Here is a 24,885-nt window from a genome sequence, read left to right on the forward strand (position 1 = left end):
ATCAACACCTGTGACGACGATGACAGAGGCAGTAGCACCACGATCCATGACTCAAGGCGCCACTCCCCAGGGCGCCCCGACCCAAGGCGATCCGCTGGCGCAGTTGAGGGACATCCACATGCCCGACCCCGGCGGTTTCTGGCCGCCGGCGCCGGGTTGGTGGGTCCTAGCCGTCCTGATCCTGTTCTTGGTGGCATGGTTAGGCTGGGTGCTTTGGCGGCGCTACCGGCGTAACCGCTGGATCCGAGACGCCCGCCGCGAACTCGATGGCCTGAAGGCCTCCGCCACAGCCGACAACACCTGGTACACCGAACTCAATGCCCTGCTGAAGCGGTGCGCCCGAGAGCGTTACCCGGACCAGCATCCACACACACTGACCGGGCAGCAGTGGGCAGACTTCATCCTGCGCACACGCCCCACGCTGGATAAGCAAGAGGTGGAGTCCATGGTCAACGCCGCCTGGTCGCCCAAGCCGCAACTGCCGCCAGAGACCGCCTGCAGGGTCGCCGACCAGTGGCTGGGAGGTCAGCGGTGCTAGAGCTCGCCTATCCCTGGATGCTGCCATTGGCAATACTACCGCTGCTGTGGTGGCGTCGGCAGCGCAAGGAGGCCGGCCAGGTCGCCGCCCCCACCCTGCCCGTCGGGCACTGGCTGAGTGACCTGCCCGGTGTCAGCCGCAGCGGCAACGCGCGCAGCATCTGGCAGAAGCTCCTGCTATTGCTGGCCTGGTTACTCCTGGTCGTTGCCCTGGCTCGACCGCAATACGTGGGCGAGAGCGTCCAGTTGCCCGTCACCGGCCGCGACCTGCTGCTCGCCGTGGATATTTCACCGAGTATGGAAGAAGAAGACATGATCCTCGGCCAGCGCCGGGTGAATCGACTGACCGCGGTAAAGGATGTGCTCAACGACTTTATCGCCCAGCGCGAAGGTGATCGCCTGGGTTTGCTGCTGTTCGGCACCCAGCCGTATATCCAGGCGCCCCTGTCGTTCGACCACGAAACCATCCGCACCTTGCTGCAGGAAGCCCAGCTGGGAATGGCCGGGCGTGCGACGGCAATCGGTGACGCCATAGGTCTGGCCGTCAAGCGCCTGCGGGACCGGCCCCAGGAGCAACGTGTGCTGGTCCTGCTGACAGACGGCGCCAATACCGCCGGCGAGGTTACGCCGGAGAAAGCCGCCGAAATCGCCGCAGCCGCTGGCGTTCGCATCTACACCATCGGCATGGGTGCGGAATCGATGGTCCAGCGTGGTTTTCTCGGCAGCCGCAAGGTCAACCCGTCCCGGGACCTGGACGAAGAACTCCTGCAAAGCATTGCCGACGAGACCGGCGGCCGCTATTTCCGGGCCCGCAGCACGCCTGAACTGGAAATGATCTACGAAACCATCAATCAGCTGGAACCGATCGAACTCGAAGGCAAACAGTACCGTCCGACCACGGATCTCTTCTACTGGCCCGCCGGAATAGCCGTGCTTCTGATGCTGGTCGGCATGCTCCTGAGCCACATCAAGCGGCGGATGCCGGAGGCGAGCTATGGATAACTTCCATTTCGTACGCCCCTTGTGGCTGTTGCTAATGATCCTGCTGCCGTTGATACCGCTAATCCTGCGCTATCAAGGACAAGGCCAGAGCGGGTGGGCCCGGGTGATTCCAGAGCCACTGCTGCGTCCGCTGCTGGGCGAGGCGACCGAACAGGAAACCCGTCGAAAACGACCCGGGCTTTTGCTTGGCTTGCTAGTGATCATCAGCTCAATCGCACTTGCCGGCCCCAGTTGGCGCGAGGCGCCCACGCCCCTAATGCAGCAGAACGATAGCCTGGTCATTGCGCTGGATCTGTCTCTCTCCATGCTAGCCGAGGACGTCGACCCCAATCGCCTGACCCAGGCCAAGCGCAAGATCCGCGACGTGATCGAGCAGCGCAAGGGCAGCTTTACCGCATTGGTCGTCTATTCCGGCGACGCGCACGTCGTTACGCCCCTCACCGACGATGGCCGGACTATCGAAAGCCTGCTCAGCGTGCTCGATCCCTTCATGATGCCCGCCAGCGGCAATCGCGCCGATCGCGCCATCGACGAGGCGGAACAGCTTCTGGAGCAAGGCGCCCCAGGGCCGGGCCGCATTTTACTGGTGACCGACGCCGTACGCCCGTCAGATATCCAATCGATACGTGAAACGCTGCAGTCCTCCCCCTATACCCTGAGCACGTTAGTGGTCGGCACGCGCGAAGGTGGCCCAATCCCGCTGCCGAAGCGTGGTTTTATCCGCGACGGTGACGATGTCGTTATCGCCCACGCCGAACCGGATCGCCTCGCCGACCTCGCCCACTCCACAGGCGGGCTTAGCACCCAGGTTACCCTGGATGACAGCGACATCCGCTCGCTTGAACTGCGCACGGCCGACAGCGACGACTGGCAGCAGAGCGAACGGGAGTTGACGGTCCAACGCTGGCAGGACGACGGCTACTGGTTACTCTGGCTGGTTCTGCCGATTGCGCTGCTGGCCTGGCGAAGGGGTGCGTTGCTGGCCCTGCCGCTGGCACTTTTACCCCTGGTTCCGCAACCGGCTCAGGCTATGGACTGGGAAAGTCTGTGGAGCCGGCCGGATCAACGGGCCGAAGCCATGATCCAGCAGGACCCGGTGGCGGCCGCAAAGAAACTGGATGACCCGGACTGGAAAGGCTCCGCCCTCTATCGTGCGCAGGACTATGCCAGCGCGGCCAAACAGTTTGGCCAGTCGGACACCGCGAGCGCCCATTACAACCGGGGGAATGCCCTGGCCCGCAAGGGCGAACTAGAGGCCGCACTCGATGCCTATGACAAAGCGTTGGCACGGGACCCGGATGACGCCGACACCCAGTTCAATCGCGATCTGGTAAAGCAGTTGCTGGAACAGCAGCAGAAACAGGAGCAACAGGGTAACCAGCATTCACAGGACCAGCAGCAGGGCCAGTCCGGCCAGAATCAGCAACAGCAGCAGGATTCTTCATCCCAGGGCCAGCAAGAGCAAAGCCAGAGTCAAAGCCAGCAAGGCAACGAAGGTCAGCAGGGCCAACAGTCGTCCGGCCAGCCGGGTGACCAGCAAGGTCGCCAGGAACGGTCCGAGGACGAGACAGCGGATCAGCAGCAACAGTTGGAGCAAGAACAGCAGCGCCAGGCCATGGGGCAGCAGCAGGACCAAAACCACGGGGAGCAGGAGGGCGAAGCCCAGGCTCAGGCGCCAGAACCGATCGACCGCGAGCAGCTGAGCCAGAGCCAGGAACAGTGGCTCCGACGCATTCCGGACGACCCCTCCGGCCTGATGCGGCGCAAATTCCTTTACCAGTACCGCGAACGCGGCAGCGAACAACAAATGGAAGGCGATACACCATGGTGATCCACGTCCGGCAGCTTACCCTGCTGCTTCTTACACTACTGTTTACAGTCTCGGTCGCGACCGCTGAAGACAGGTTGGAGGTTCACGTGGACCGGACGCAACTGCACGAGAACCAAACGTTGACCATGACCGTCACCGGCGAAATGCCCTTCTCCATGGATCTCGACATGCTATTCAACTTGGGGGAGATGGAACTGCCTTCGCCGGAGGAGTCGGCGCTGGAGGAGAATTTCGAAGTCTTGGGTAAGCACCAGAAGTACAGCCTGCGCTCGGTCAATGGTGACGCCCGGGCCATCATCACGTGGATCTATGAGTTGGCCCCGAAGAAAACCGGCACCCTGGAAATTCCTCCGCTAACATTCCGCGATGCCCAATCCGAACCTGTCACCGTCGAAGTCCTCGCTGGCCAGGCGCCGGCTGCCGACGGTGGCGCCCCCATGGCCCTGGTTGAAGTCGAAACGGACAAACCCGAAGTCTACGTACAGGAACAGCTTGTGCTGATGGTGCGTCTGTTCTACCGCGGTAACCTGATCCGCGGCGACCTGAGCCAGCCCAGCCACCCGGATGCCATTGTCGAATCCATGGGCGAACAGCAGGAGTACGTACGGGTACGGAACAACACCCGCTACCGGGTAGTGGAACGGCGCTACGTCATCTATCCGCAAAATCCCGGCACCCTAGAGATCGACAGTATTACCTTCAACGGCCAGGCGCGCACTGACGACGGCCAGCTCAACTTCCTGCGGGATCAGGCGGACCCCGTCAGCGTACCGGTGAAGGATGTTCCGGACGGCTTCACCGGTAAGACCTGGCTGCCCGCCGCCAGCCTGGAGCTCAGCGAAGCCTGGAGCGACCGCAGTACCGACCTGCAGGCCGGCAAGAGCATTACCCGCACGCTCCAGCTCAATGCCCTGGGCCTGCTAGGCTCTGCCCTGCCGCCACTGGACGTGGATTACCCCGACGCCGTGCGAAGCTATCCGGATAAGCCGGAAATGGAATCCAGCGTAGACCGGCGCACGGTCACTTCTTCACGCACCGAGAGCACAGCGCTGGTCGCCGTCCAACCCGGCGAGATTACCCTGCCCGAAATCCGCGTACCGTGGTGGGATACCGTCAATGACCGCCAACGCGTTGCAACGCTTCCGGCGCGCACGCTGAACATTACGGACAGCAATGCAGCGGCTGCAACACCGCCCGCGCAAACGCAGTCCCACCAGCCTGAACAGCCGCAGGTCACAACATCGGAGACTAGCTCCGGATCACCTGCCAAGCGTCCAGAGACCGCCGCACCCATGGATAGAACCTGGCTCTGGCTTGCGGTCGCCCTCGGTACCGGATGGGCCCTCACCGTCCTGTTCTGGTGGCTGAATCGCAGACGGGCGCGAGATCCCGAAGAGTCCGCAGGAGCCTTGGACCCGACCGAAGCCGTCCTCTTCGCCGACCTGGAATCCACTATCCGCGCCCGTTCGGCCCAGACACTTAGCCTGCTGCCGCGCTGGGCCCGTCGGCGCTTCAACAACCAACACCTGCGCAGTGTGGCGGATGTCATTCGTTTCAGCGACGATGGTGAACTGGAAGAGGAGCTCAACGGGTTGCAGGCGAGGCTTTATGGGGAGCATGGTAACGACCAGAACTGGTCGCCGGATAAATTGATCGAGCGCTTGCAGGCATTGCGGGAACGAAAGGAGACGTTACGTCGGTCGAACCTAGCACCGCTCTACCCTAATGGCTTGCGGTCCAGGGATGCCAGGGTGTAGGCATCAAATCCGTCATAGAGAGTGATGGGAGGATTTAGAAAGGCCCGGATAGGACGCCGCTCAGGGCACCAGAGCAATGGGCACCTTCGGCGCCTCCGAAGCTAAAGCGTCGGCTACATTTCGCCGCAAACTCGAGCACGTGTCCGATAACTCGAGCACGTGTCCGATAACTCGAGCACGTGTCCGATAACTCGAGCATGTAGCCGACGCTTCAGCTTCGGAGCAGCCTGCAGGGCTGCCTTTTTCGGCAGAAATGGTCACAGCTGCGAATTCCGCCAGACCTGGGAAAGGCCTCCATTCGGGGCTTCCTGCCTTATACACCGCCTTCAAGGCACCCGCCGATCAATCACCACCTCGACAGGCTCACCCTCGTAGTCACCCAGATCGACCGGCGCAGCACCCTCACCCTGCCAGTCACCACTTTGCGGGATCGCGTTGCCGGACGGTGATAGTCGCGCCGCCAATGTCACACGCTGGGCACCGGACAGTTTAGCGCCCGGCGCCATGGCCATGCTGTCGTCCAGAGTCACGGTCGTGGGCAATTGGGCTGCCGTCAGTCTTGCCACCGCCAAAGGCATACCGCCACCTTCCGCGGCGCGGGCAAAAATGAACAGAGCCGTGTCCGGCGGAATCTGATCCTTGAACGCATCCGCCAGCTCGACACGCACCGTGACCGAGGCGCCGGCAGGCTGAGCCAGGCTATCAGGCACCGGCTGCCCGAGGCGGCGATACGCCTCCGCGACGCCCTGGCGGATGGAAGGTAGTTGCGGATGGTCCGGCGCCACCTCAATGATCCGCTCCCAGTAATCTATGGCTTCCTGGTACGCCTGGCGTTCGAATGCGTTGATACCCAACAGTCCCAATACATTGACTTCGTCCGGATTGCGCTCACGCGCCTCGGAAATGGCACCCATGACCTTGTCGTTCATGGCACCACGGCTCTCGAAGAAACGAGCCTGGGCAGCCAGCCCCCAGGCAGTCGCCGCCTCTGCAGGCACATCATCCAGTTGCCCGGCCAACTGCTCATAGGCCCAGGCAGCTTGCGCGTAATTTTCCAGGTTCATGTAAGTGCGACCCAGCATCGCCCAGCCTTCCAGGTTTTCCGGATTGTCCAGCAGACGCTGGCGTAGCTGTTCCGCCAGTTGGGCCATCTGCTGACCCTGGGCCTGATCGGTCTGACGCATCTCCAGCATGGTCTGGTATTGCTCAAGCTGGTCGACGCCGCCCCAATCGTTGTATAGCCACAACGATGCCGCCGGCACCAGCACGACACTGGCCGCCACGATTGCCATCGCCGGCCGCCGGCCGGGGACGCGCCGGGATACCCGCTGCGCCTCCTGTTCGGACTGACCGACGTCGTCCAGCAGGCTACCGGCCAATTCCTCTTTCATCTGCTGATAGGTCGCTTCGTCGAGGGAGCCTGCGTCACGCTCTGTCTCAAGCTCTGCCAGGCGGGAACGGTAGGCCAGCAGGTTCTGGTGGCGGATGTCGTTAACGGCCGACCTTTCTGGACGATGAAAGACAAGGGGATACAGTACGAAAACCAGGGCGAGGCCAATCAGGGCGGCGAGCGTCAGCCAAAAAGCCAGTGTCATAAATACTTGACCCTATTCGAAATCAGATAGACAGAAAGATTCTGGCGGTGGGAAAGGTCAACTCCGTCCCTGAGCCTCGTCGTTATCGGATGGGCTGGCATTTTCGCTGAGCCATCCATCCACCTTGCGCCGGTCGGTCTCACTGAGGACCGGCTCGTTTTCCGAGCTTGCGCGACGGGAGCGGACAACCACCAGGGCAACCGCGGCCACACCAATCACCACGACGATCAGCGGGGTGAACCACAGCAGGAAGGTGCGCTGGTCGAGCTCCGGCTTGTAACGGACAAACTCACCAAAGCGCGAGGTCATGGCTTCCATGATCGCCTCGTTACTTTCACCCTGTTGGACAAGCCGGTGCACCTCGGCGCGCATATCGCTGGCTATGGGGGCATTGGAATCGGCGATGCTCTGGTTCTGGCACTTGGGGCAGCGCAGTTCGCTGGTCAGGGTGTTGAAGCGCTCGCGCTCGGCCTCGCTATCCAGCGGATAGCTCTCTGAGGCGGCGTGCGCCAGTCCGCCCAATAAAAGAAGCGATATCAGTAAAAATTCGCGCACTCAGCTCTCCTCCCGATACTGCCTGATCCGCGGTTCGAGCTCCTCAGTCCAGACCTTGCGGTCTACTACGCCCACATGGCGATAACGCACAATGCCCTCGCCATCGATGATGTAGGTCTCGGGCGCACCATAGACACCGAGGTCGAACCCCAGCGTGCCCTGCGGGTCAAACAGACTGAGTTCGTAGGGGTTACCCAGGTTATTGAGCCACTCAAGCGCAGCATCGCGATTGTCCTTGTAGTTCAATCCGTAGATGGGAACGCCTTCCTCGGTCGCTAACCGCACCAGTTCGGAATGCTCTACCCGGCAGGACGGACACCAGGTCCCCCAGACGTTGAGCAGCACCACCTTATCCTGGAATACATCAGCACGGTAGATCTTGTGCGGGTCCTCCAGGGACGCCAGTTCGAAGGCCGGTACCGGGTCATCGATCAAAGCCGATTCCAGGGCTGACGTATCCTTGCCGATACCGGCGAATAAGACGACACCCAATGCAACGGCCAATAATAGCGGGATAAACAGCAGGAAACGTCTCATGTCGCTTTACCTGCCACGGCGCCTGGTTCCTGCACCCCCGCTGCAGACTTTTCGGCCGCGCCGCCCTTGACCTTGATACGGTAACGACGGTCGGCTATAGCCAGCACACCGCCCGCTGCCATGAACAATGAACCGAGCCAGACCCAGCGCACCAGGGGCTTGAACTGGATCCGCACCGCCCAGGCATCGCCGCCTACCGGTTCACCCAGCGCCACAAACAAATCCCGGAACAGCCCGGCATCGATACCGGCCTCGGTCATCACGTTCCGCTGCACGCGGTACATACGCTTCTCCGGATACAGGGTCGTAATCAGTTCGCCGTCCCGACTGATTTCAAAGACGCCCTGTTCAGCCGCGTAGTTCGGGCCTTCCCGATGCCGCAGCGAGGTGAAGGCGAACGACAGGTCACCCATTTGCGCGACTTCACCCGGCTCCATACGGACATCCCGCTCCACGCCATAGTTGGAGACCACGGTGGCTCCGGCGATGGTAATGGCCATCCCCAGGTGGCCGAGAACCATGCCATAGTAACTGCGAGTGAGACGTTTGAGACCGTACCATCGCCCCTGCCGGGACGACGATCGGGACCATATATCCTGGAACGTCGCTACAGTCACCCAGGCGGCACCGAAGCAGCCGGCAAAAGCCCAGGGCTTCAATTCACCGAGCCACAGCGGCACGAGAACCGCGAGGACAAGACTAATCGCCGCGGGCCAGAGCAACTGCCGCCCCAACCAGCCGCCGTCGGTACGTTTCCACCGGGAGAAGATACCTGCGCCCAGCAACAGCGCCACGGCAATGGCTACGGGGCTGAAAGTAAGGTTGAAGAACGGTTCGCCCACGGACATGGTGCCGGCGCCCATATAATCCAGCACCAGCGGGTACAGCGTGCCGACCAGCACCAACAGCAGGGCGGCGAGCAGCAGCACGTTGTTCAGCAGCAGGAAGATTTCCCGCGATAGCGAACCGTAACGCACCCGGGTGTGCACCACCGGTGCTCGAAACGCGTAAAGTGCAAGCGAGCCGATCACTGTCACGGCCAGCAGGCCGATCAGGAAAGTGCCTCGCGTCGGGTCGGAGGCGAAGGCATGCACCGAGGTGAGAACCCCCGAACGAACCAGGAATGCTCCCAGCAGACTCAGGGCGAAGGTAATGATGGCGAGCAGCAGGGTCCAGCTCTTGAACACGCCCCGTTTCTCGGTCACCGCCAGGGAATGCATCAGCGCGGTGCCCGCCAGCCACGGCATCAGCGAGGCGTTTTCCACCGGATCCCAGAACCACCAGCCACCCCAGCCGAGTTCGTAGTAGGCCCACCAACTGCCCAGGGCGATGCCAAGCGACAGGAAACACCAGGCGACGGTGGTCCAGGGCCGGGTCCACCGGGCCCAGGCGGCGTCCATTCGTCCGTTGATCAGGGCTGCGATGGCGAAAGCAAACGCCACGGAAAAGCCAACATAGCCCATGTAGAGCATGGGCGGATGCACCACCAGGCCAAAATCCTGCAGCAGCGGATTCAGATCCGCGCCGTCAGCCGGTACGTTCGGCAGCAGCCGCTCGAAGGGGTTGGAGGTAAGCAGGATAAAAAGCAGGAAGGCCAAACTGACGATGCCCATTACAGACAATACCTGGGCGACCAGATCCGTCGGCAGGCGTCGGCTGAAGATGCCGACCGCCAGTGTCCAGCCTGTCAGGATAAGGATCCACAGCAGCAGCGAGCCTTCGTGACCACCCCACACAGCACTGAACTTGTAGTACCAGGGCAGCATGCTGTTACTGTTGTTGGCCACATAGGCGACAGAAAAATCGTCGGTCACGAAGGCCTGGGTCAGGGCGGCGAAAGCAATCGCCACGAAAACGAACTGCCCGCTTGCAAGTGGCCGTGCAAATGCCTGCAATGACGAGCGCCCCGTCAGCGAGCCGGTCAGGGGCACCACTGCCAGCAGTGCTGCCAGCAGCATGGCAAGGATTAGCGCAAAGTGGCCGAACTCAGGAACCATCGGCGTCTCCCATTAAACAATCAATTGACTTCGTTCGCGGTGCGGCTCGGCCCCGCCTGTTCAGCACCGCCCTTGCCGGACATGCCTGGCGCACCAGAGTCTTTCATGGCCTTGGCTACCTCGGGCGGCATATAATTTTCGTCGTGCTTGGCCAGAACCTGGTCGGCAACGAAAACGCCATCTTCACGCATACGTCCCATCGCCACGACGCCCTGCCCCTCGGCAAAAAGGTCCGGCAGAATGCCTTCGTATTCCACTGGCACCGAAGAACTGAAGTCAGTCACCTTGAAGCGCACCAGCAGAGTTTCTCCATCTCGATTAACGCTACCGTCTTCAACCATTCCTCCGGCCCGGATCCGCACATCGATTGGCGCCTCGCCGCCCGCAATCTGGCTGGGGTCATAGAACAGGTTGATGTTCTGGCGAAAGGCATAGGTCACGAGGCCAACAGCGATGCCGAGGCCGACAAGCAGGAAAAGGACGATAGTGAGTCTTTTCTTTCGAACGGGGTGCATCAGGCAGTGCTCTTCTTCGAATCAGGATCGGTGGTATGGGTCTGCCGCTGGGCCAGGCGATGTTGCCAGCGTTGACGGGCGATAACCTGTCGACGCTGACCGAGTGACCAGACGGCCAACCCGATCAAGGCGGCAAAAAATACGATGTAACAGGTCCAGACGTACGGACCATGGCCATCCATGACCCAGAAAGACTGCAGTGAATCGAAAGCCATCAACGCGTCGCCTCAACCGTGCGTTTACCGGTTATACGTTTACCAGTTCCCTGACCCAGCGCGCCCGTCGCTCCCGGTGCAGGATCTCCGTCTGCATGCGCAGGCAGGCCAACCAGCCGAAGATGAGATAAAGCCCCAGCACCGACAGCAATAACGGTACCCACATCTCGGCAGGCATGCTGGGCTTTTCCGTTAACTTGAAAGTGGCCGGCTGGTGCAGCGTGTTCCACCACTCTACCGAATACTTGATGATGGGGATGTTCACCACACCCACCAGCGTCAGCACGGCAACCGCCCGGGCCGCCGATTTTTCGTCCGCGATGGCGTTGCCCAACGCGATGACCCCGAAGTACAGGAAAAGCAGGATCAGCATAGAGGTCAAACGGGCATCCCATATCCACCAGGTCCCCCAAGTCGGCTTACCCCACACCGCTCCGGTAAAGAGAGCCAGAAAGGTCAGGACCGCCCCCACCGGTGCCACCGCCTTGACGAACACATCGGCCAGTTTCATGCGCCAGACCAATGTGATCACCCCCGCCGCGGCCATCATGACGTAGACAGACTGGGCGAGGAATGCGGTCGGCACGTGAATGAAAATAATCCGGTAGCTATTGCCCTGCAGGTAATCCTGCGGAGCGAAGGCCAGTCCCCAGACAACGCCCACGCCAAGTAACAGCAGTCCGGAGACCAGCAACCAGGGCATAAACCGACCGGCGATGCCGTAAAACCATTTCGGCGAACCCAGCTTATGAAAAAACGCCCACATTGGCCTTGTCTCCGATCAACTATTCGAAACGCTGATGCGCAGCGCCGCCGCCGTGGCGAACGGTGCGCAGGTCAGGGCCAGCACCAGCAAGGCCCCCAACAGTGCCAGGTAGCTCCCTATCGCCAATCCCTCATCGGCAGCCATGACGGTGCCGGTTCCAAAGATGAGGACGGGAATGTAGAGCGGAATGATCAGCAGGGACAGGAGTATACCGGCGGATCTCAATCCAAGCGTCAGGGCGGCACCTATTGCCCCGATAAAGCTGAGCACGGGCGTTCCGAGCAGCAGCGTTAGACAGAGATACGCAATGGAGTTCCCATCGAGATGCACCATCACCCCCAGTAACGGCGCCATGATAATCAGAGGTAAGCCCGTGACCAACCAGTGGCCCAATACCTTGGTCAGCACCAGCAGGTATAGCGGCTGCGGCTGCAGCAACAACTGCTCCAGCACCCCTTCTTCGAAATCATGGCGGAACAGGTGGTCGAGCGAGAGCAAGGTGGACAGCAGCGCCGCGACCCAGAGGATGCCGGCGCCGGCATCCCGCAGGAATTCGGCTTCTGGACTCACACCCAAAGGAAACAGCGCGACCACCATGACAAAGAAAATCAGTGGATTGAAGAGTTCCTGCCGGCGCCGGATGCTCGATAGCAGATCCCGGCGCAACACGGCCCAACAGGCCGGCAGGATCGGCAAGGCCTCCTGCCGGGGGGTCAAACGCGGCAACTTCAGCATGGCCGTCATGACAGCGGCACCCCTTCCACCTGGTATTCTTGGAGGTTCAGGGAATGGGCGCCGGGAATCGACAGCGCATGATGGGTTGTGAGAATGATCGTCCCCCCGGCAGCCATTCGCTTGGTCAACAGACGCTCAAGCCCCTGCACGCCGTCGCGGTCGATGGCAGTGAAGGCTTCGTCGAGGATCCACAGGGGTTCGTCGGAGACATACAGCCGGGCCAGGGCCACACGCCGTTGCTGTCCGGCGGAAAGGTGATGGCAGGGCACATGGCTGAAGGGAAACAGCGCGACGGCGTCCAGTGCCTGCTCCAATTGGTGCTCGGATACCGAGGCATTGCGCGCCAGCATCCCCCGCAGGTTTTCCATGGGAGTCAACAATGGTTTGATGCCGGGACGATGGCCGATGTAAAGAAGATTCCGCCGAAAATGCTCCCGCACCTTGCGCATGGGCTCACCGCACCAGGCGATCTCGCCGTCGAACCCAGCGTGAAGCCCGGCCAGTATTCGCAACAGTGTGGTCTTGCCCGCGCCGTTGGGGCCCTCTATCCGCAACAGCGAGCCCGGGGTCACGGCCAGGTCCAGGCTGGCGAACAACACACGCTCATCACGCTCGCACGCCAGGCCGCTAGCTTGTAGGAGTGGAACTGACATCAGGAACCCAGGATTACTGTCATGGTCGGTCTGCCGGGCAACGAGCGCCCTGCTCGAAAGCGCCGAAATTATACCGGATTTTTATGACCATTTCCCCTTTTAACAACCACCATGAACGGCGAGATCGCATGGGCTACAGCCGCCGCTCATACCCTGCGATTACACAACCATGCCTCGAATAGCGTAACCTTGGAGGGAGCCGGGGGGTACACTGCCCCATGGATGTATAAAAGGCCTACGAACGGGCAAGTCATGAAGATACCGGTACCCGGACAATCCATCCCCACATCGGATAAGGGCCAGGCTGGCAAGGCAAGCGGCCAGTCGGCTACGAATGCAAAGCCGACCACCCAGCCCGCACTCAACCCGCGCCAACTCCTCGATCAGTTGCAACTGCGACAAAACCAGGAAACGCTCGCGCGGGTCGCCCAGGTGCTGCAGAAGACGGCGACCGCACCAGAGCAACTGTTGCTGGAAGTGCGCGGCAAGTCACTCGTGGTGAACAGCGATACTCGCCTGCAGCCAGGCGACCTGGTGAAAATCATGCGGGCAGGCAACGAGCTGCGCTTGCTGGGCCAGATCCAATCCCCGGCGACACCCCAGGCGCAGATTGCGCAACAGTTGGCGCAGCACATGCCCTGGCAACATCGACTCGACCAGGGTCTGGCCCAACTGGCCAGGCTCCTGCAGAACGCACCCTCCGGCACAGCGCCGCAACAACCGTCGAAAGCGCCGATAGCGGAGCCAGTCCGGCAGGCCATACAGCAGTTGGTCCAGCAACTGCCCACCGCAAGCAAGCTCGCGAACTCCTCGGGGGATAGCAGCCCCGCCGAGGGGCTCCGGACCTGGGTCCGCGATAGCGGATTGTTTGCCGAGGCCCGACTGGCGCAGGCACCGCAGGCCGCACAGACCGACCTCAAACTGGCCTTGAATCGCATCATCGCTTCGCTGCTGACTGCCCAAGGCAATCAACCCGAGGCTTTCAACCGACTCACCCCCTTAACCAGTCAGGACCTGGTGCAGTCTCCCCTGCAGTTTCCGCAACCGCCATCGACGCAAGCGCCGACAACGCCCCAGGAGACTATGGGTACCGGACAGATGTTGAGGCTGCTGGCAGGCATGCTGAACCGTATAACCGTCAACCAGCTGCACAGCCAGACCCTGACGACCCGCACCACCGCGGATGCGCCAATGGCCACGCCGACGTGGTTGCTGGAACTACCCTGGCTGGATGCGCATAACCAACCGCGCACAGCGCAGATGCGCATCGAACGCCATGGCGGAGAGGACAATGCGGATAACCGCCGACGGCGTCACGTTGCCGAGTGGCGGCTGACCCTGTCGATGGACCTCGACGCGGCCGGAGCCGTCACCTTTGAAATGGGTCTGCAAAAGCAGCAGGTGTCAGCCCGCATCTGGGCAGAGAAGAGTGCCACCCTGCGCCAGGCTAACGAGGCCTTGCCCGGCTTCCGGCAGCGTCTGGGCGAGCTGGGGCTGGACGTGGTGGAACTGGAATGTCGGCGCGGCCAGCCCCAGGGCGCAAAAACCCAACTGGATCACCGACTTGTGGATATCAGGGCATGAATAGCAGCGAACAGCAACCACCGTTTAACCGGGATGCCGCCGTCGCATTGAAGTACGACGGTAGCCGGGCGCCGACCGTCGCCGCTACCGGCACGGACGAACTGGCCCGTGAAATCATCCGCATTGCAAAGGAGAATGGCGTTCCCCTATATGAGAACGCCGAACTGGCAGGCATCCTGGCGCGCCTCGACCTGGACGAAGAGATTCCGGAAACCCTGTACCGGATCATTGCCGAGATCCTTTCATTCGCCTTCCATCTGCAAGGGAGGACACCGGAGGATGCCGGGCGTCCAGCGGACACCCTGCATCCTAATGGTGATGGGAACGATCAAGCCACCTGACGACGACGCAGGGCCGACACCAGTTCTGCCTCGGGGCGGGAAATACCGCAGGTGTTCATCAGATCATCGATATCGGCGCCAAGATCCACCAGACGCGAGGCTTCATCGTAGGAAATACGCAGCGGATCGTTCTGACGCATCTCATCGACCGACGTACGCAGTTCATGCAGGCTTCGCTCGCAGGCAATCAGCCTCTGCCCCACCCCCATACTACCGCTGCTGGTGGCGTGCAGTTCACGCCCGATAATCTCCAAACGGTCGCGGAAGCGGGCCTCGAGTTTCTGGATGCGGCGTCGGCTCAGTACCGCCTGAACGCCAAGAAGGATCAGTACGCCTACAGTAAGGGCCCAGGGTGCCATTGAAGGTGCAATCGTTTGCCAGTCTGCCATGTTCCAGTCTCCGGAGCCGGCAGCATCACACCCTGGGCGTTGCGGCATTGCCTCGCTAGAGGGGCCGCGTCCAGGCTCTACAGTGCGGCGATTTCCGCCCACTCGTGATCTGCCAGCATCTTGTCGAACTCAACCAGGATGATGAGTTCGCCATTCTTGTTACACACCCCGTGAATGAACTTGGCACTTTCCTCGTTCCCCACGTTGGGTGCAGTTTCGATTTCGCTGGACTTCAGATAAACCACTTCGGCCACCGAATCCACCAGGATGCCCATCACCTGCTGTGAGGACTCCATGACCACGATCCGGGTCGCGTCGGTCACTTCCGCATCCACCAGGCCAAACCGGCGGCGGGTATCGATCACCGTTACGACATTGCCGCGCAGGTTGATGATACCCAGCACGTAATCCGGTGCGCCGGGAACCGGGGCGATCTCGGTGTAACGCAGCACTTCCTGAATCTGCATCACGTCGATGCCGTAGGTTTCGTCATCAAGCCTGAAGGTAACGTACTGCAGTACCTTATCTTCCTGCCCCTGACTCTGTTGTCCGCTTGGGGAAGCCATAATGTCCTCTCTCTGGTACTGGCGCCCCTTCAGGGACACCGCATTGACACTGTCAAAATTCCAACACGATTGCCCCTTACTATAGAACAGGGCACAAAGCGTGCCATCCTAGGCAACCAATCATTTTTCAATATTTTTCCAACGCTCGACCGACTAGCTAAGATCGAGCCTATGTTCTTTCTCGGCGCGAGAAAGCAACCGCGTCATGGCGCTGACATCCAGCAGCGCACACATGTGCCCTACCACCGTACCCGCCAACCATGGGCGACGGCTACGCTCGGAGCGCCATCTGACGTCGTCCGGGCTGAGAGTGAAGGACTGGGCTACCTCATCGCAGGCCAGCCCCCAGTCACTCTGGTCCAGCCGGATCACAAACTTGTATCCTTCGCGGGCGCCCTGCGGCACGCGCCCGGCCATCACCCACTCTGCGGTATCGACCACGCGCAGGTTGCGCTCGCTGGATGACAGCATGCCCATAAACCACGGCGGACGCCCCGGGATTTCATGGAGCTCCGACTCCACCCGGTGGATAGCACCCAATAACACCAACGGTACGGCCAACTGGAGACCCGCGACCTTGAAGATCAGGCATTCGAAGGCATGACCGGCCCAGTCCGGGAGGCCTTGGGCCTGTGGTTCCGGTTCCGGCGTCGCGACCGGTTGAGGGGTCGTTTCTATTATCGGCGTAATGGCCGCTTCCGGCGCCTCCTTCGACTCTTCTCTCAGCGCCGGCGTAAGCGGCGCTTCGGCGCCCCGGGTCTGTACCTGCGGCTGCTCGGCCACTGACGTTTTTTCTACACGACGTGCCCGCGCACGCTCCGCCACGGCACGAACACGCGCCCTGCGGGCTTCCCGCTCGGCCTGCTTCTCTGCGAGATCCACCTTGTTTTCAGGCGCCGCCGCAGGTGGCGCCGGCTCTTGAGCCACGGCAGGCTTCGGTTCCTCGCTCACGGTGGTCGTCGCTACGTGGAGCAAATCATCCAGATAGTCGGTGAGCGCCGAGGTCGGATCCGCATATGCGGTTTTTTGACTGTGTCTTTCCATCAAATCACCAAGGCGTCAACAAATCGGCGCCGGTATAGTAAGCAACCATTCATTCCCGCCCGCCGGTCTGGATCAGGAGATCGTCCAGCAGGCGGCGATAGGCGCGAACCCCATGGGTGTCGGGGCTGTGCATCGAAGGCACGAGCCCTGCTTCGCTGGCATCCCGGAACTTGGTATCCACTGGGATCGCAAAGCGCCAGACATCGTCGCCGTATGTCTTGCGCAGGGCATTCAGGCTCTGCGTCGAGGCCTGGGTCCGGCGATCAAAAAGGGTCGGCACGATGGTGTACGGCAGCGGATTGTTACGCGACCGCATGATCATCTGCAGGGTGTTGAGCATACGCTCAAGCCCCTTCATCGCCAGGAACTCGGTCTGTACCGGCAACACCAATCGTTGCGACGCGGCCAACGCATTCACCATGAGTACGCCAAGGGATGGCGTGTTATCCAGCAACACGTAATCGAAGTCATCCCAGAGCTGTGCCAGCGTCCTGGAGATAATCAACCCCATGCCCTCGACGCCCACCATCTTGCGCTCGAGGGTAGCCAATGCGGTACTCGCCGGCAGCAATGACATTCCCTTGCAGGAGGTTTCCACCAACAGTTGCGCCGGCAGACCTTCAGGCACTTTGCCCTTGTGCTGGAAGAGATCGAAGGCACTGTGCTCCAGTCGATCCGGATCGTAGCCGAACCAACTGGTCAACGAGCCGTGGGGGTCGAGGTCGGCAACCAGCACACGTTTGCCGGATTCAGCCAGCAACCCGCCCAAAGCAACGACTGACGTCGTCTTTCCAACACCACCTTTCTGGTTGGCAACCGCCCAAACTCGCACGCAGAGATTCTCCCACTCACAAACATCGCAAACGCTTTGCGGACTCCGATTAGACCGCACCGGCGTTTGCCATGACATTTATTTTTGTATCGACAGTTAGCCGGAAAACTTGAGCTCGGTAACAGGATTTTGATGGCGCGAGCTGTCGCTCAAGACGGTCCCAAAGTGGCAAGATTTTGCCTTGAGTCCGACGCCTAAGGGAGTGATACAGATATTGTGCCAATATCAAAGGGTTGGCGTGGGCCTGCGCTAGCGGACAGCGCCGCGGATACTCGCTTCACGGGAAATTAGCAGTACCACCCGACGGTTACGGCTACGGCCTTCGGAAGTATCGTTGCGGGCTACCGGCTGGTATTCACCATAGCCGATAGCGGCCATGCGTCGGGGTTCGACATCGTTCTGGACCAGCAGGCGGACAACGGCTGCCGCCCGGGCGGCAGAGAGCTCCCAGTTGGAGGGATAGGCACTTGTACGAATCGGCTGGTTATCGGTAAATCCCTCCACGCGGATGGCGTTGTCGTAGCCTGACAGGATATCGGCGATGGACTCTACCACCGGGAAGGCATCGTAATGGGGTTCGGCATTACCTGAACCGAACAGCAGGCTGTTCTGCAGACTCAGTTCGATCCACTCATTGTTGGTTTCGACAGTAATCAGCCCCTGGTTGATCAGGGTCTCGAACTTGTCCTGGAACTGGTTGGCAATGGTTTCCAGCGCCTGACTGCGCCCCTGCTCCGCATCCACATCATTGGCGGGAGCCTGGGCCACCGGCGGCGCAATGACCTGGCTGTCTTCAGGCGTATCCGGACGGGAAAGTCGATCGCCAACGGTAATCGGTTCGACAGAACGCTGGGGGGCATTGAATACACCGGTCAGGGTTTCGGAAAGAACCTTGTACTTCCCTTCGTTGACCGAAGAGACGGAATACATAACGACAAAAAAGCCGAACAGCAGGGTAATGAAATCCGCATAGGAGATCAGCCAGCGCTCGCGATTGTGCAGCTCGTCTTCCGTTCGACGCCGATGTCGCATGGCCAGTACCCGGATTGCTACTGAATGAAGCCCCGAAGGCGGAGCTCGATGGAACGGGGGTTTTCGCCTTCGGCAATGGCGATGATGCCGTCGATCATCATATCCTCATAGCGGGAACGCTGACGCACGATTCCGCGCAGCTTGTTAGCCATGGGGAAGAACAGCAGGTTGGCCAGGGCTACACCGTAAATGGTGGCCACGAAAGCTGTCGCGATGCCGGCACCCAGCGTGCTCGGGTCTTCCAGGTTGGTCATCACCTGGATCAGGCCCATCACCGCACCGATAATACCGATGGTGGGCGCGTACCCACCCATGGCCTCGAATACCCGGGCGGCTTCCAGGTCGCTTTGTTCGCGGGAATCCAGCTCAACCTCGAGGATACTGCGGATGGTCTCGGTTTCAGCGCCGTCCACGAGCAGTTGCAACCCCTTGCGTGCGAAACGTTCCGGTTCGCGCTCAGCCAGCCCTTCCAGCCCGAGCAACCCCTGTTTACGTGCACGTACGCTCCAGTTGATGACCTTGTCGATGCCGTCTTCCAGACCGATGTATGGCGGAATGAATACCCAGCGGGACTGGCGCAAGGCCCGCTTGATAACGGGCCAGGACGTTTGGAGGATAGTTGCGGCGAGGGTACCACCGACGACGATGATGCCGGCGGGGCCATTGAATAACGACCCCAGCGCCCCGCCTTCCATGACGTTGCCGCCCAGGATGGCGGCGAACGCCAGGATAATGCCCAATAAGCTGAGGATATCCATTAACAGACGCCCTCAACCATCCTTGGACCAATGTCCTCCAGTGTCAGGATCTCGTCGCTCAGACCGGCCTTGGCCACGGCCATGGGCATGCCGTAGATCACTGAGGATTTCTCGTCTTGGGACCAGACCACGCTGCCAGACTGCTTCATCATACGGCAACCCTCTTTGCCGTCCGCCCCCATGCCAGTGAGGATGATGCCCAGAGTCTTACCCGGGAAGCTGCGCGCCAGCGAACCAAAGGTGACGTCCACGCAGGGCTTGTAGGTCAGACGCTCGTCCCCGGGCAGGATACGTACACGGCCGTGAGGCCCCTTGTTCTCGATCATCATCTGCTTGCCGCCGGGCGCCAGCAGCGCCAGTCCGGGCTTGAGCATGTCGCCATCCTCAGCCTGGCGAACTTCGATCTGGCATAGTTTGTTTAGGCGGTCGGCGAAAGCCGGGGTAAAACTGGCCGGCATATGCTGCACCAGCACGATCGGCGCCGGAAACCGTCCCGGTAATCGTGTCAATACACGCTGCAACGCAATCGGACCGCCAGTGGATGTACCAATGCCGACCACGGCAAAATTGCGCGCGGGCGCCTTGCGGGACGGTCGCTGCGGCTCAACCTCTGCTCCGGCGCGACGTTCTGCTGGCGTTGGCTGCGGCGGCGCAGGGCGGGTTTGCGGACGCGCCGGCTGGGCTGGAGGTGGAGTGGAAGGTACCGCAGGTGCGGGCCTCGCACCGGGCCGGCTACGAGCCACGTCCAGGATTCGCTCGCGCAGGATACGCTGGAGCTGGCTGTTGTCCCGTGCGATTTCCTCGAAGTTCTTGGGCAGGAAGTCGACGGCGCCAGCTTCCAACGCATCAAGGGTAACGCGGGCGCCTTCGTAGGTGAGCGACGAGAACATCAGCACCGGCGTCGGGCGGCGATTCATGATCTCCTTGACTGCCGAGATGCCGTCCATGATCGGCATCTCGTAGTCCATGGTGATCACGTCCGGGCGCAACTTGTCCGCCATGTCTACCGCTTCGCGACCATTGGTCGCCGCGCCCACGACCTTTATGTTTCCGGAGGCATTCAGGATTTCGGTCAGTCGCTTGCGAAAAAAACCGGAGTCATCAACGACCAGGACTGAAACCGTCATGCATGTGCCTCCATCCGTTCGTAAAGTCTGCGTGTGTTCTTGTTATCCGTAGTGCTGCAACAGACTGGGGACATCGATGATCAACGCGATCCGACCATCCCCAGTAATCGTTGCACCAGCTACCCCGGGCGTACCGTGGAGCATCCGACCCAAAGGCTTGATGACGACTTCTTCCTGTCCGACCAACTGGTCGACGATGAACCCGACACGCTTGGTCCCCATCGCCACGATGACCACATGAGCATTTTCCGGCTCAGGATCCCCGGCGCCCCGCACGAGCCAGTTCTTGATATGGAACAGCGGGAAGACCTTGTCACGCACCACGATGCACTCGCGGCCATCGACGATGTTCTTCTTGGTCAGGTCCAGGTGGAAGATTTCCACCACGTTGACCAGGGGCAGTGCAAAGGACTGATCACCCAGCATGATCATCAGCGTCGGCATAATGGCCAGGGTCAGTGGCACCTTGATGATAATCCGCGAGCCCTTGCCCTTTTCAGACTCCACATGGAGCGTGCCGTTGAGCTGGCTGATCTTGGTCTTGACCACATCCATGCCCACGCCACGACCGGACACGTCGGAAATCTGGTCCTTGGTGGAAAAGCCGGGGGCGAAGATCAGGTTATAGCACTCGGTATTGGTCAGCCGGTCCGCCGCATCCTGATCGTATAGCCCCTTCTCCACGGCCTTTTGGCGCAGCTTGTCCGGATCCATACCGGCGCCGTCATCCTCGATCACCAGCAGGATATGATCGCCTTCCTGCTCCGCCGAAAGGGTCACCTTGCCCACGCGGGGCTTACCTGCCTTCTCGCGCACGTCCGGCGCTTCGATACCGTGGTCGACGGAGTTACGCACCAGGTGGACCAACGGATCGGACAGGGCTTCGACCAGGTTCTTGTCGAGGTCCGTTTCCTCGCCGTGCATCACCAGGTTGATCTCTTTCTTCAGGCTACGCGCGAGGTCGCGGACAACCCGTGGGAAACGACCGAATACCTTCTTGATCGGCTGCATGCGGGTCTGCATGACGGCGGACTGGAGGTCGGTGGTCACCACATCCAGGTTGGACACGGCTTTCTGCAATTGCTCGTCTTCGCTAGACGCACCCAGACGTTCCAGCCGGTTACGTACCAGTACCAGCTCGCCTACCATGTTCATGATGTCGTCAAGGCGCTTGGTGTCGACGCGAACAGTTGTTTCCGCGGCCGGCGTCGAATCCCGCGGCGGAACGGCTGGAGCTGCCGCGGCAGCCGGCGCTTCGGCCTTCTTACTGTCCTTGGCCCCGGCGGGCGCCTTTGCTGCCGGCTTCTCCGCTTTCGCGGATTCAGGCTTGGGTTCAGCCTTTACTGGCTCGACTTTGGGCTTTTCGGCCTTGACCTCACCGTCAACTTCGCCAGGGCCCTTGCCCTTACCATGCAATTCATCGAGCAGGGACTCGAACTCATCGTCCGAAATCAGGTCGCCACCACCCGCCGGCGCACTGTCACCCTTGCCTTGTGCCGGCGATTTCTCGTCAGCGGCGCCGGGAGCAGCACCCTTGAACTGACCCTTGCCGTGCAACTCGTCCAGCAGGGATTCAAATTCGTCGTCGCTGATGTCGTCGCCGCCGCTCGCGGCACCAACACTGCTGTCATCGGCAGCAGCCTGTGGCGCACCGCCGTGCTGGCCCTTGCCATGGAGGTTGTCCAGCAACTGCTCGAATTCGTCGTCGGAAATTTCATCATCACCCGAAGACGACTCAGCCGTGCCCGACTTTCCATCATCTTCGCCTTCAAGGGCATCGAGGAGCTTCTCGAACTCGTCATCGGTGATATCGCCGTCATCAGCCTTCGGGCGTTCGACAGTTTCAGGGGCCTCTTCCACTGATTCGACGGGCGCCTCTTCGACAGGCTCATCCGCGCCCTGAGGCAGCGCGAGCTTGTCAAGGGCCGCAATCAGGGCCGGATCGGCCGGCGTCGGCTCTTCACGGTTACGGACCTGGTCGAACATCGAGTTAACGTTGTCCAACGCTTCCAGAACCACGTCCATCAGCTCCGAATCCACCCGGCGCTTATGATTGCGCAGGGTATCGAAGACGTTTTCCGCCGAGTGACAACAGTTGACCAGGGCTTCAAGTTGCAGGAAGCCCGCACCGCCCTTAACTGTGTGGAAACCCCGGAAGATGGCATTCAGGAGATTGCTGTCGTCCGGGTTCTGCTCGAGATCGACCAACTGCTCGGACAACTTTTCCAGTATTTCACCGGCCTCTACCAGAAAATCCTGGAGAATCTCTTCGTCAGCATCAAACGCCATACGGTGTCCTCAATCAAAAACCAAGGCTAGACAGGAGATCATCAACATCATCCTGGCCTGAGACGACATCTTCGCGCTCTTGAGCGCGCATCTGGGGCCCTTCACCTTTCTCGATACTCTCCTTGATCTCGCCCAGTTCGTGGACCGTTCCGGTGATCTGATCGACATGGCTGGCCATGACCACAAGGCTCAGCAGGTGTTCTTCAACTTCCTTGACCAACGTGGTCACCTTCTGGATAACCTGACCTGTCAGGTCCTGGAAATCCTGTGCCAGCAGGATTTCAGAGAGGTGCCCATAGAGCAGCTCCGCATCGTTGGCGGTATGTTCGAAAAAGTTATCGATCCGCTGGTAGAGTTCCCGGAACTCGCTCGGTCCGATTTCGCGGCGGCGCAGCTTGTGCCATTCCTCCCGTATTGCCTGGGCCTGCTCGCGCATGGCGTTGGCCTTGGGCATCGCCTCTTCCACCAGGTCCATGGTGCGATTGGCCGCATTACCGGTCATCTGCACGACATAGGTCAGGCGGTCCGAGGCGTCGGACATCTTAGACAGGGCTTCCTGCTGCTCTGCGTTCTGCGGATCGATCTGGAAATTACGGATCGCTTCGTGGAGGCTTCGGGTCAAACGACCCACTTCCCGGTAAAGGCTCTGGTCGCGAACCTCGTTGAGATCATTGATCAGGCGCATCGCCGACGCGTAGTCGCCGGCATCCACCATATTCTTGAGTTCCCCAGCCTGAAGCTGGAGTTTCTCGACGACTTCAGGGTCGAGCTTACCGGTGTTGTTCTTTGGATTGCCCATGATGGCGCTCTGATACTCAGGACTGGATACGTTCGAAGATTTTTTCGATCTTTTCCTTCAGGACAGCCGCCGTGAACGGCTTAACCACGTAACCGTTCACCCCGGCCTGGGCCGCGGCAACGATCTGGTCGCGCTTGGCTTCCGCAGTCACCATAAGCACCGGTAGATTCTTAAGACTGTCGTCGGCGCGAACGGCCTGTAACAGCTCGAATCCGGACATACCGGGCATGTTCCAGTCGGTCACCAGGAAATCGTACTTGCCGCTTTTCAGCATCGGCAACGCCGTGTTGCCATCATCCGCTTCGTCGGTATTGGTAAAGCCCAGGTCGCGAAGCAGATTCTTGATGATCCGCCGCATCGTGGAAAAGTCGTCCACGATCAGGATTTTCATGTTCTTGTCCAATTGGACCTCCACTCATTAATGCCGGGAATAGCAACGACTCTTGGCCCTGGCCACCCGCGTAGTGCGTCTATGGGAGCTGGCACCTCCCACCTCACGGATGCACTTCACCAGCCTGGCACTTTCGAAGCATTGCCTATTCTGTCCGCTGGGCGCGATCTGTAAAGCGCCCGTTACCAAAAACTACACTTTACGTATGAGCACGTTACGCGTGTGCGATCCGGTTACTCAGGCGGCCTGCCATCCGCTCAGCCGCGCTTTCAGGCGCAACGCCGCCTGGCTATGGATCTGGCTGACCCGACTCTCGCTCACGCCGATCACTGCACCGATCTCTTTCAGGTTGAGCTCTTCCTGGTAGTAGAGACTCAGTACCAGCTTCTCGCGCTCCGGCAAACTGGTGATCGCGTCCGCCAGGCTGCGCCGGAAACCTTCAGACGAAAGCGCTTCGAACGGTGCATCAGGAACAGCGTCTTCTTCGTTTATCGGCACCTCGCCGGATTCATTTAGCTCATCGAGACTAAAAAGTCGGCCACCGTTAGAATCTGCCAGGCAGGCGTGGTATTCGGAAAGGGACATGTCTAGCTCGTCAGCCACCTCGGCGTCGATGGCCTCGCGCCCGGTCCGGTCTTCTACAGCCTTGATGGCCTGGGCGATACGACGGGAATTACGGTGAACCGAACGCGGTACCCAGTCGCCCTTGCGGATCTCATCCAAGATGGCGCCCCGAATACGGATACCGGCGTAGGTTTCGAACGATGCGCCCTTGGACGCCTCGTATTTCTGCGCAGCTTCCAGCAGCCCGATCATGCCGGCCTGCATGAGATCTTCCAGCTGCACAGAGGCAGGTAAACGCGCCAGGAGATGCAGCGCGATTTTCTTAACCAGCGGCGCATGCTGCTCGACAAGGTCATGGGCCTTGCGTTCGCTGGTTTGGTGATAGATTCCCAGGCCTTTTGCCAACTTCATGAATCCGGATTGCCCAAATCAGGGAGCCTTTGGTTCTATCGGAGACTCCAGAGAATAAATGAC

The 24,885-nt window shown here is 60.5% G+C and carries 26 protein-coding genes; 6 read left to right on the top strand and 20 right to left on the bottom strand.

From position 1 onward, the window contains the following. Positions 1-46 precede the first annotated feature (46 nt). Genes RE428_RS14570 through RE428_RS14585 form a run of 4 tightly spaced genes read left to right on the top strand, consistent with a single transcriptional unit; the run spans position 47 to position 5,127 of the window. Positions 47-538, top strand: a complete 492-nt coding sequence (locus RE428_RS14570; protein ID WP_004582847.1) for a DUF4381 domain-containing protein — start codon at positions 47-49, stop codon at positions 536-538. Further along, positions 532-1,539, top strand: a complete 1,008-nt coding sequence (locus tag RE428_RS14575; protein WP_004582846.1) for a vWA domain-containing protein — start codon at positions 532-534, stop codon at positions 1,537-1,539. Before RE428_RS14570 ends, RE428_RS14575 begins: the two co-directional genes overlap by 7 nt. Continuing rightward, entirely contained in the window at positions 1,532-3,370 is a 1,839-nt protein-coding gene (locus tag RE428_RS14580; RefSeq protein WP_004582845.1) for a VWA domain-containing protein, read from the top strand. Before RE428_RS14575 ends, RE428_RS14580 begins: the two co-directional genes overlap by 8 nt. Then, complete coding sequence (locus tag RE428_RS14585) at positions 3,364-5,127, top strand: BatD family protein (RefSeq protein WP_004582844.1); 1,764 nt, start codon at positions 3,364-3,366, stop codon at positions 5,125-5,127. Before RE428_RS14580 ends, RE428_RS14585 begins: the two co-directional genes overlap by 7 nt. Before the next feature lie 326 nt (positions 5,128-5,453). On the opposite strand, the gene ccmI is transcribed toward RE428_RS14585, so the two are convergent. From ccmI to ccmA, 9 genes are read right to left on the bottom strand one after another with little or no spacing between them, the layout of a single operon-like run. Beyond that, positions 5,454-6,722, bottom strand: a complete 1,269-nt coding sequence (gene ccmI, locus RE428_RS14590) for a c-type cytochrome biogenesis protein CcmI (protein ID WP_004582843.1) — start codon at positions 6,720-6,722, stop codon at positions 5,454-5,456. A gap of 57 nt (positions 6,723-6,779) precedes the next feature. Continuing rightward, positions 6,780-7,277, bottom strand: coding sequence for a cytochrome c-type biogenesis protein (locus tag RE428_RS14595; protein ID WP_004582842.1), 498 nt, complete (start codon positions 7,275-7,277; stop codon positions 6,780-6,782). Continuing rightward, on the bottom strand, positions 7,278-7,814 hold the full coding sequence (locus tag RE428_RS14600) for a DsbE family thiol:disulfide interchange protein (protein WP_004582841.1): 537 nt from the start codon (positions 7,812-7,814) through the stop codon (positions 7,278-7,280). Continuing rightward, positions 7,811-9,811, bottom strand: a complete 2,001-nt coding sequence (locus tag RE428_RS14605) for a heme lyase CcmF/NrfE family subunit (protein WP_004582840.1) — start codon at positions 9,809-9,811, stop codon at positions 7,811-7,813. Before RE428_RS14605 ends, RE428_RS14600 begins: the two co-directional genes overlap by 4 nt. A gap of 20 nt (positions 9,812-9,831) precedes the next feature. Next, positions 9,832-10,326, bottom strand: a complete 495-nt coding sequence (gene ccmE / locus RE428_RS14610) for a cytochrome c maturation protein CcmE (RefSeq protein ID WP_004582839.1) — start codon at positions 10,324-10,326, stop codon at positions 9,832-9,834. Further along, positions 10,326-10,541: a heme exporter protein CcmD gene (gene ccmD, locus RE428_RS14615; RefSeq protein ID WP_004582838.1), complete on the bottom strand. Its 216-nt coding sequence runs from the start codon at positions 10,539-10,541 to the stop codon at positions 10,326-10,328. Before ccmD ends, ccmE begins: the two co-directional genes overlap by 1 nt. Positions 10,542-10,572: 31 nt before the next feature. After that, positions 10,573-11,307 carry a heme ABC transporter permease gene (locus RE428_RS14620; protein ID WP_004582837.1) on the bottom strand — a complete coding sequence of 245 codons (735 nt, stop codon included), beginning with the start codon at positions 11,305-11,307 and terminating at the stop codon, positions 10,573-10,575. 15 nt (positions 11,308-11,322) lie between these two features. Then, on the bottom strand, positions 11,323-12,042 hold the full coding sequence (gene ccmB, locus RE428_RS14625) for a heme exporter protein CcmB (RefSeq protein ID WP_406564742.1): 720 nt from the start codon (positions 12,040-12,042) through the stop codon (positions 11,323-11,325). Positions 12,043-12,047: 5 nt separating this feature from the next. Beyond that, positions 12,048-12,695 carry a cytochrome c biogenesis heme-transporting ATPase CcmA gene (gene ccmA, locus RE428_RS14630; RefSeq protein ID WP_040883705.1) on the bottom strand — a complete coding sequence of 216 codons (648 nt, stop codon included), beginning with the start codon at positions 12,693-12,695 and terminating at the stop codon, positions 12,048-12,050. 252 nt (positions 12,696-12,947) lie between these two features. Between ccmA and fliK the strand changes: the two genes are divergently transcribed. Together fliK and RE428_RS14640 are read left to right on the top strand one after the other, a co-directional pair. Further along, the gene (fliK, locus tag RE428_RS14635; RefSeq protein ID WP_004582834.1) at positions 12,948-14,279 is read left to right on the top strand and encodes a flagellar hook-length control protein FliK; all 1,332 of its coding nucleotides are present in this window, start codon (positions 12,948-12,950) and stop codon (positions 14,277-14,279) included. Further along, the gene (locus RE428_RS14640) at positions 14,276-14,620 is read left to right on the top strand and encodes an EscU/YscU/HrcU family type III secretion system export apparatus switch protein (RefSeq protein ID WP_004582833.1); all 345 of its coding nucleotides are present in this window, start codon (positions 14,276-14,278) and stop codon (positions 14,618-14,620) included. The genes fliK and RE428_RS14640 overlap by 4 nt, the downstream gene beginning before the upstream one ends. Here RE428_RS14640 and RE428_RS14645 read toward each other — a convergent pair. The 11 genes from RE428_RS14645 to RE428_RS14695 all read right to left on the bottom strand — a co-directional run bounded on the left by RE428_RS14645 (position 14,608) and on the right by RE428_RS14695 (position 24,822). After that, positions 14,608-15,009, bottom strand: a complete 402-nt coding sequence (locus RE428_RS14645) for a DUF2802 domain-containing protein (RefSeq protein ID WP_004582832.1) — start codon at positions 15,007-15,009, stop codon at positions 14,608-14,610. The two genes, RE428_RS14640 and RE428_RS14645, sit on opposite strands and share 13 nt — an antisense overlap. A 77-nt stretch (positions 15,010-15,086) precedes the next feature. Then, positions 15,087-15,575: a chemotaxis protein CheW gene (locus tag RE428_RS14650; RefSeq protein ID WP_004582831.1), complete on the bottom strand. Its 489-nt coding sequence runs from the start codon at positions 15,573-15,575 to the stop codon at positions 15,087-15,089. 153 nt (positions 15,576-15,728) lie between these two features. After that, entirely contained in the window at positions 15,729-16,619 is an 891-nt protein-coding gene (locus RE428_RS14655; RefSeq protein WP_004582830.1) for a chemotaxis protein CheW, read from the bottom strand. Positions 16,620-16,668: 49 nt separating this feature from the next. Continuing rightward, positions 16,669-17,451, bottom strand: a complete 783-nt coding sequence (locus tag RE428_RS14660; RefSeq protein ID WP_004582829.1) for a ParA family protein — start codon at positions 17,449-17,451, stop codon at positions 16,669-16,671. 249 nt (positions 17,452-17,700) lie between these two features. Next, the gene (motD, locus tag RE428_RS14665) at positions 17,701-18,483 is read right to left on the bottom strand and encodes a flagellar motor protein MotD (protein ID WP_004582828.1); all 783 of its coding nucleotides are present in this window, start codon (positions 18,481-18,483) and stop codon (positions 17,701-17,703) included. A 17-nt stretch (positions 18,484-18,500) separates the two neighbouring features. Beyond that, positions 18,501-19,241, bottom strand: coding sequence for a flagellar motor protein (locus RE428_RS14670; RefSeq protein WP_004582827.1), 741 nt, complete (start codon positions 19,239-19,241; stop codon positions 18,501-18,503). Then, on the bottom strand, positions 19,241-20,368 hold the full coding sequence (locus RE428_RS14675; protein ID WP_004582826.1) for a protein-glutamate methylesterase/protein-glutamine glutaminase: 1,128 nt from the start codon (positions 20,366-20,368) through the stop codon (positions 19,241-19,243). The genes RE428_RS14670 and RE428_RS14675 overlap by 1 nt, the downstream gene beginning before the upstream one ends. Before the next feature lie 42 nt (positions 20,369-20,410). Further along, entirely contained in the window at positions 20,411-22,657 is a 2,247-nt protein-coding gene (locus tag RE428_RS14680; RefSeq protein ID WP_004582825.1) for a chemotaxis protein CheA, read from the bottom strand. A gap of 13 nt (positions 22,658-22,670) precedes the next feature. Then, positions 22,671-23,456, bottom strand: coding sequence for a protein phosphatase CheZ (locus RE428_RS14685; protein WP_004582824.1), 786 nt, complete (start codon positions 23,454-23,456; stop codon positions 22,671-22,673). A 16-nt stretch (positions 23,457-23,472) separates the two neighbouring features. After that, entirely contained in the window at positions 23,473-23,859 is a 387-nt protein-coding gene (gene cheY, locus RE428_RS14690) for a chemotaxis response regulator CheY (RefSeq protein WP_004582823.1), read from the bottom strand. Between the two features lie 225 nt (positions 23,860-24,084). Continuing rightward, a complete protein-coding gene (locus RE428_RS14695) occupies positions 24,085-24,822 on the bottom strand; it encodes an RNA polymerase sigma factor FliA (protein ID WP_004582822.1) in 738 nt (245 codons plus the stop codon). Positions 24,823-24,885: the final 63 nt, after the last annotated feature.

It is taken from the genome of Marinobacter nanhaiticus D15-8W, assembly GCF_036511935.1.
GTDB lineage: Bacteria > Pseudomonadota > Gammaproteobacteria > Pseudomonadales > Oleiphilaceae > Marinobacter_A > Marinobacter_A nanhaiticus.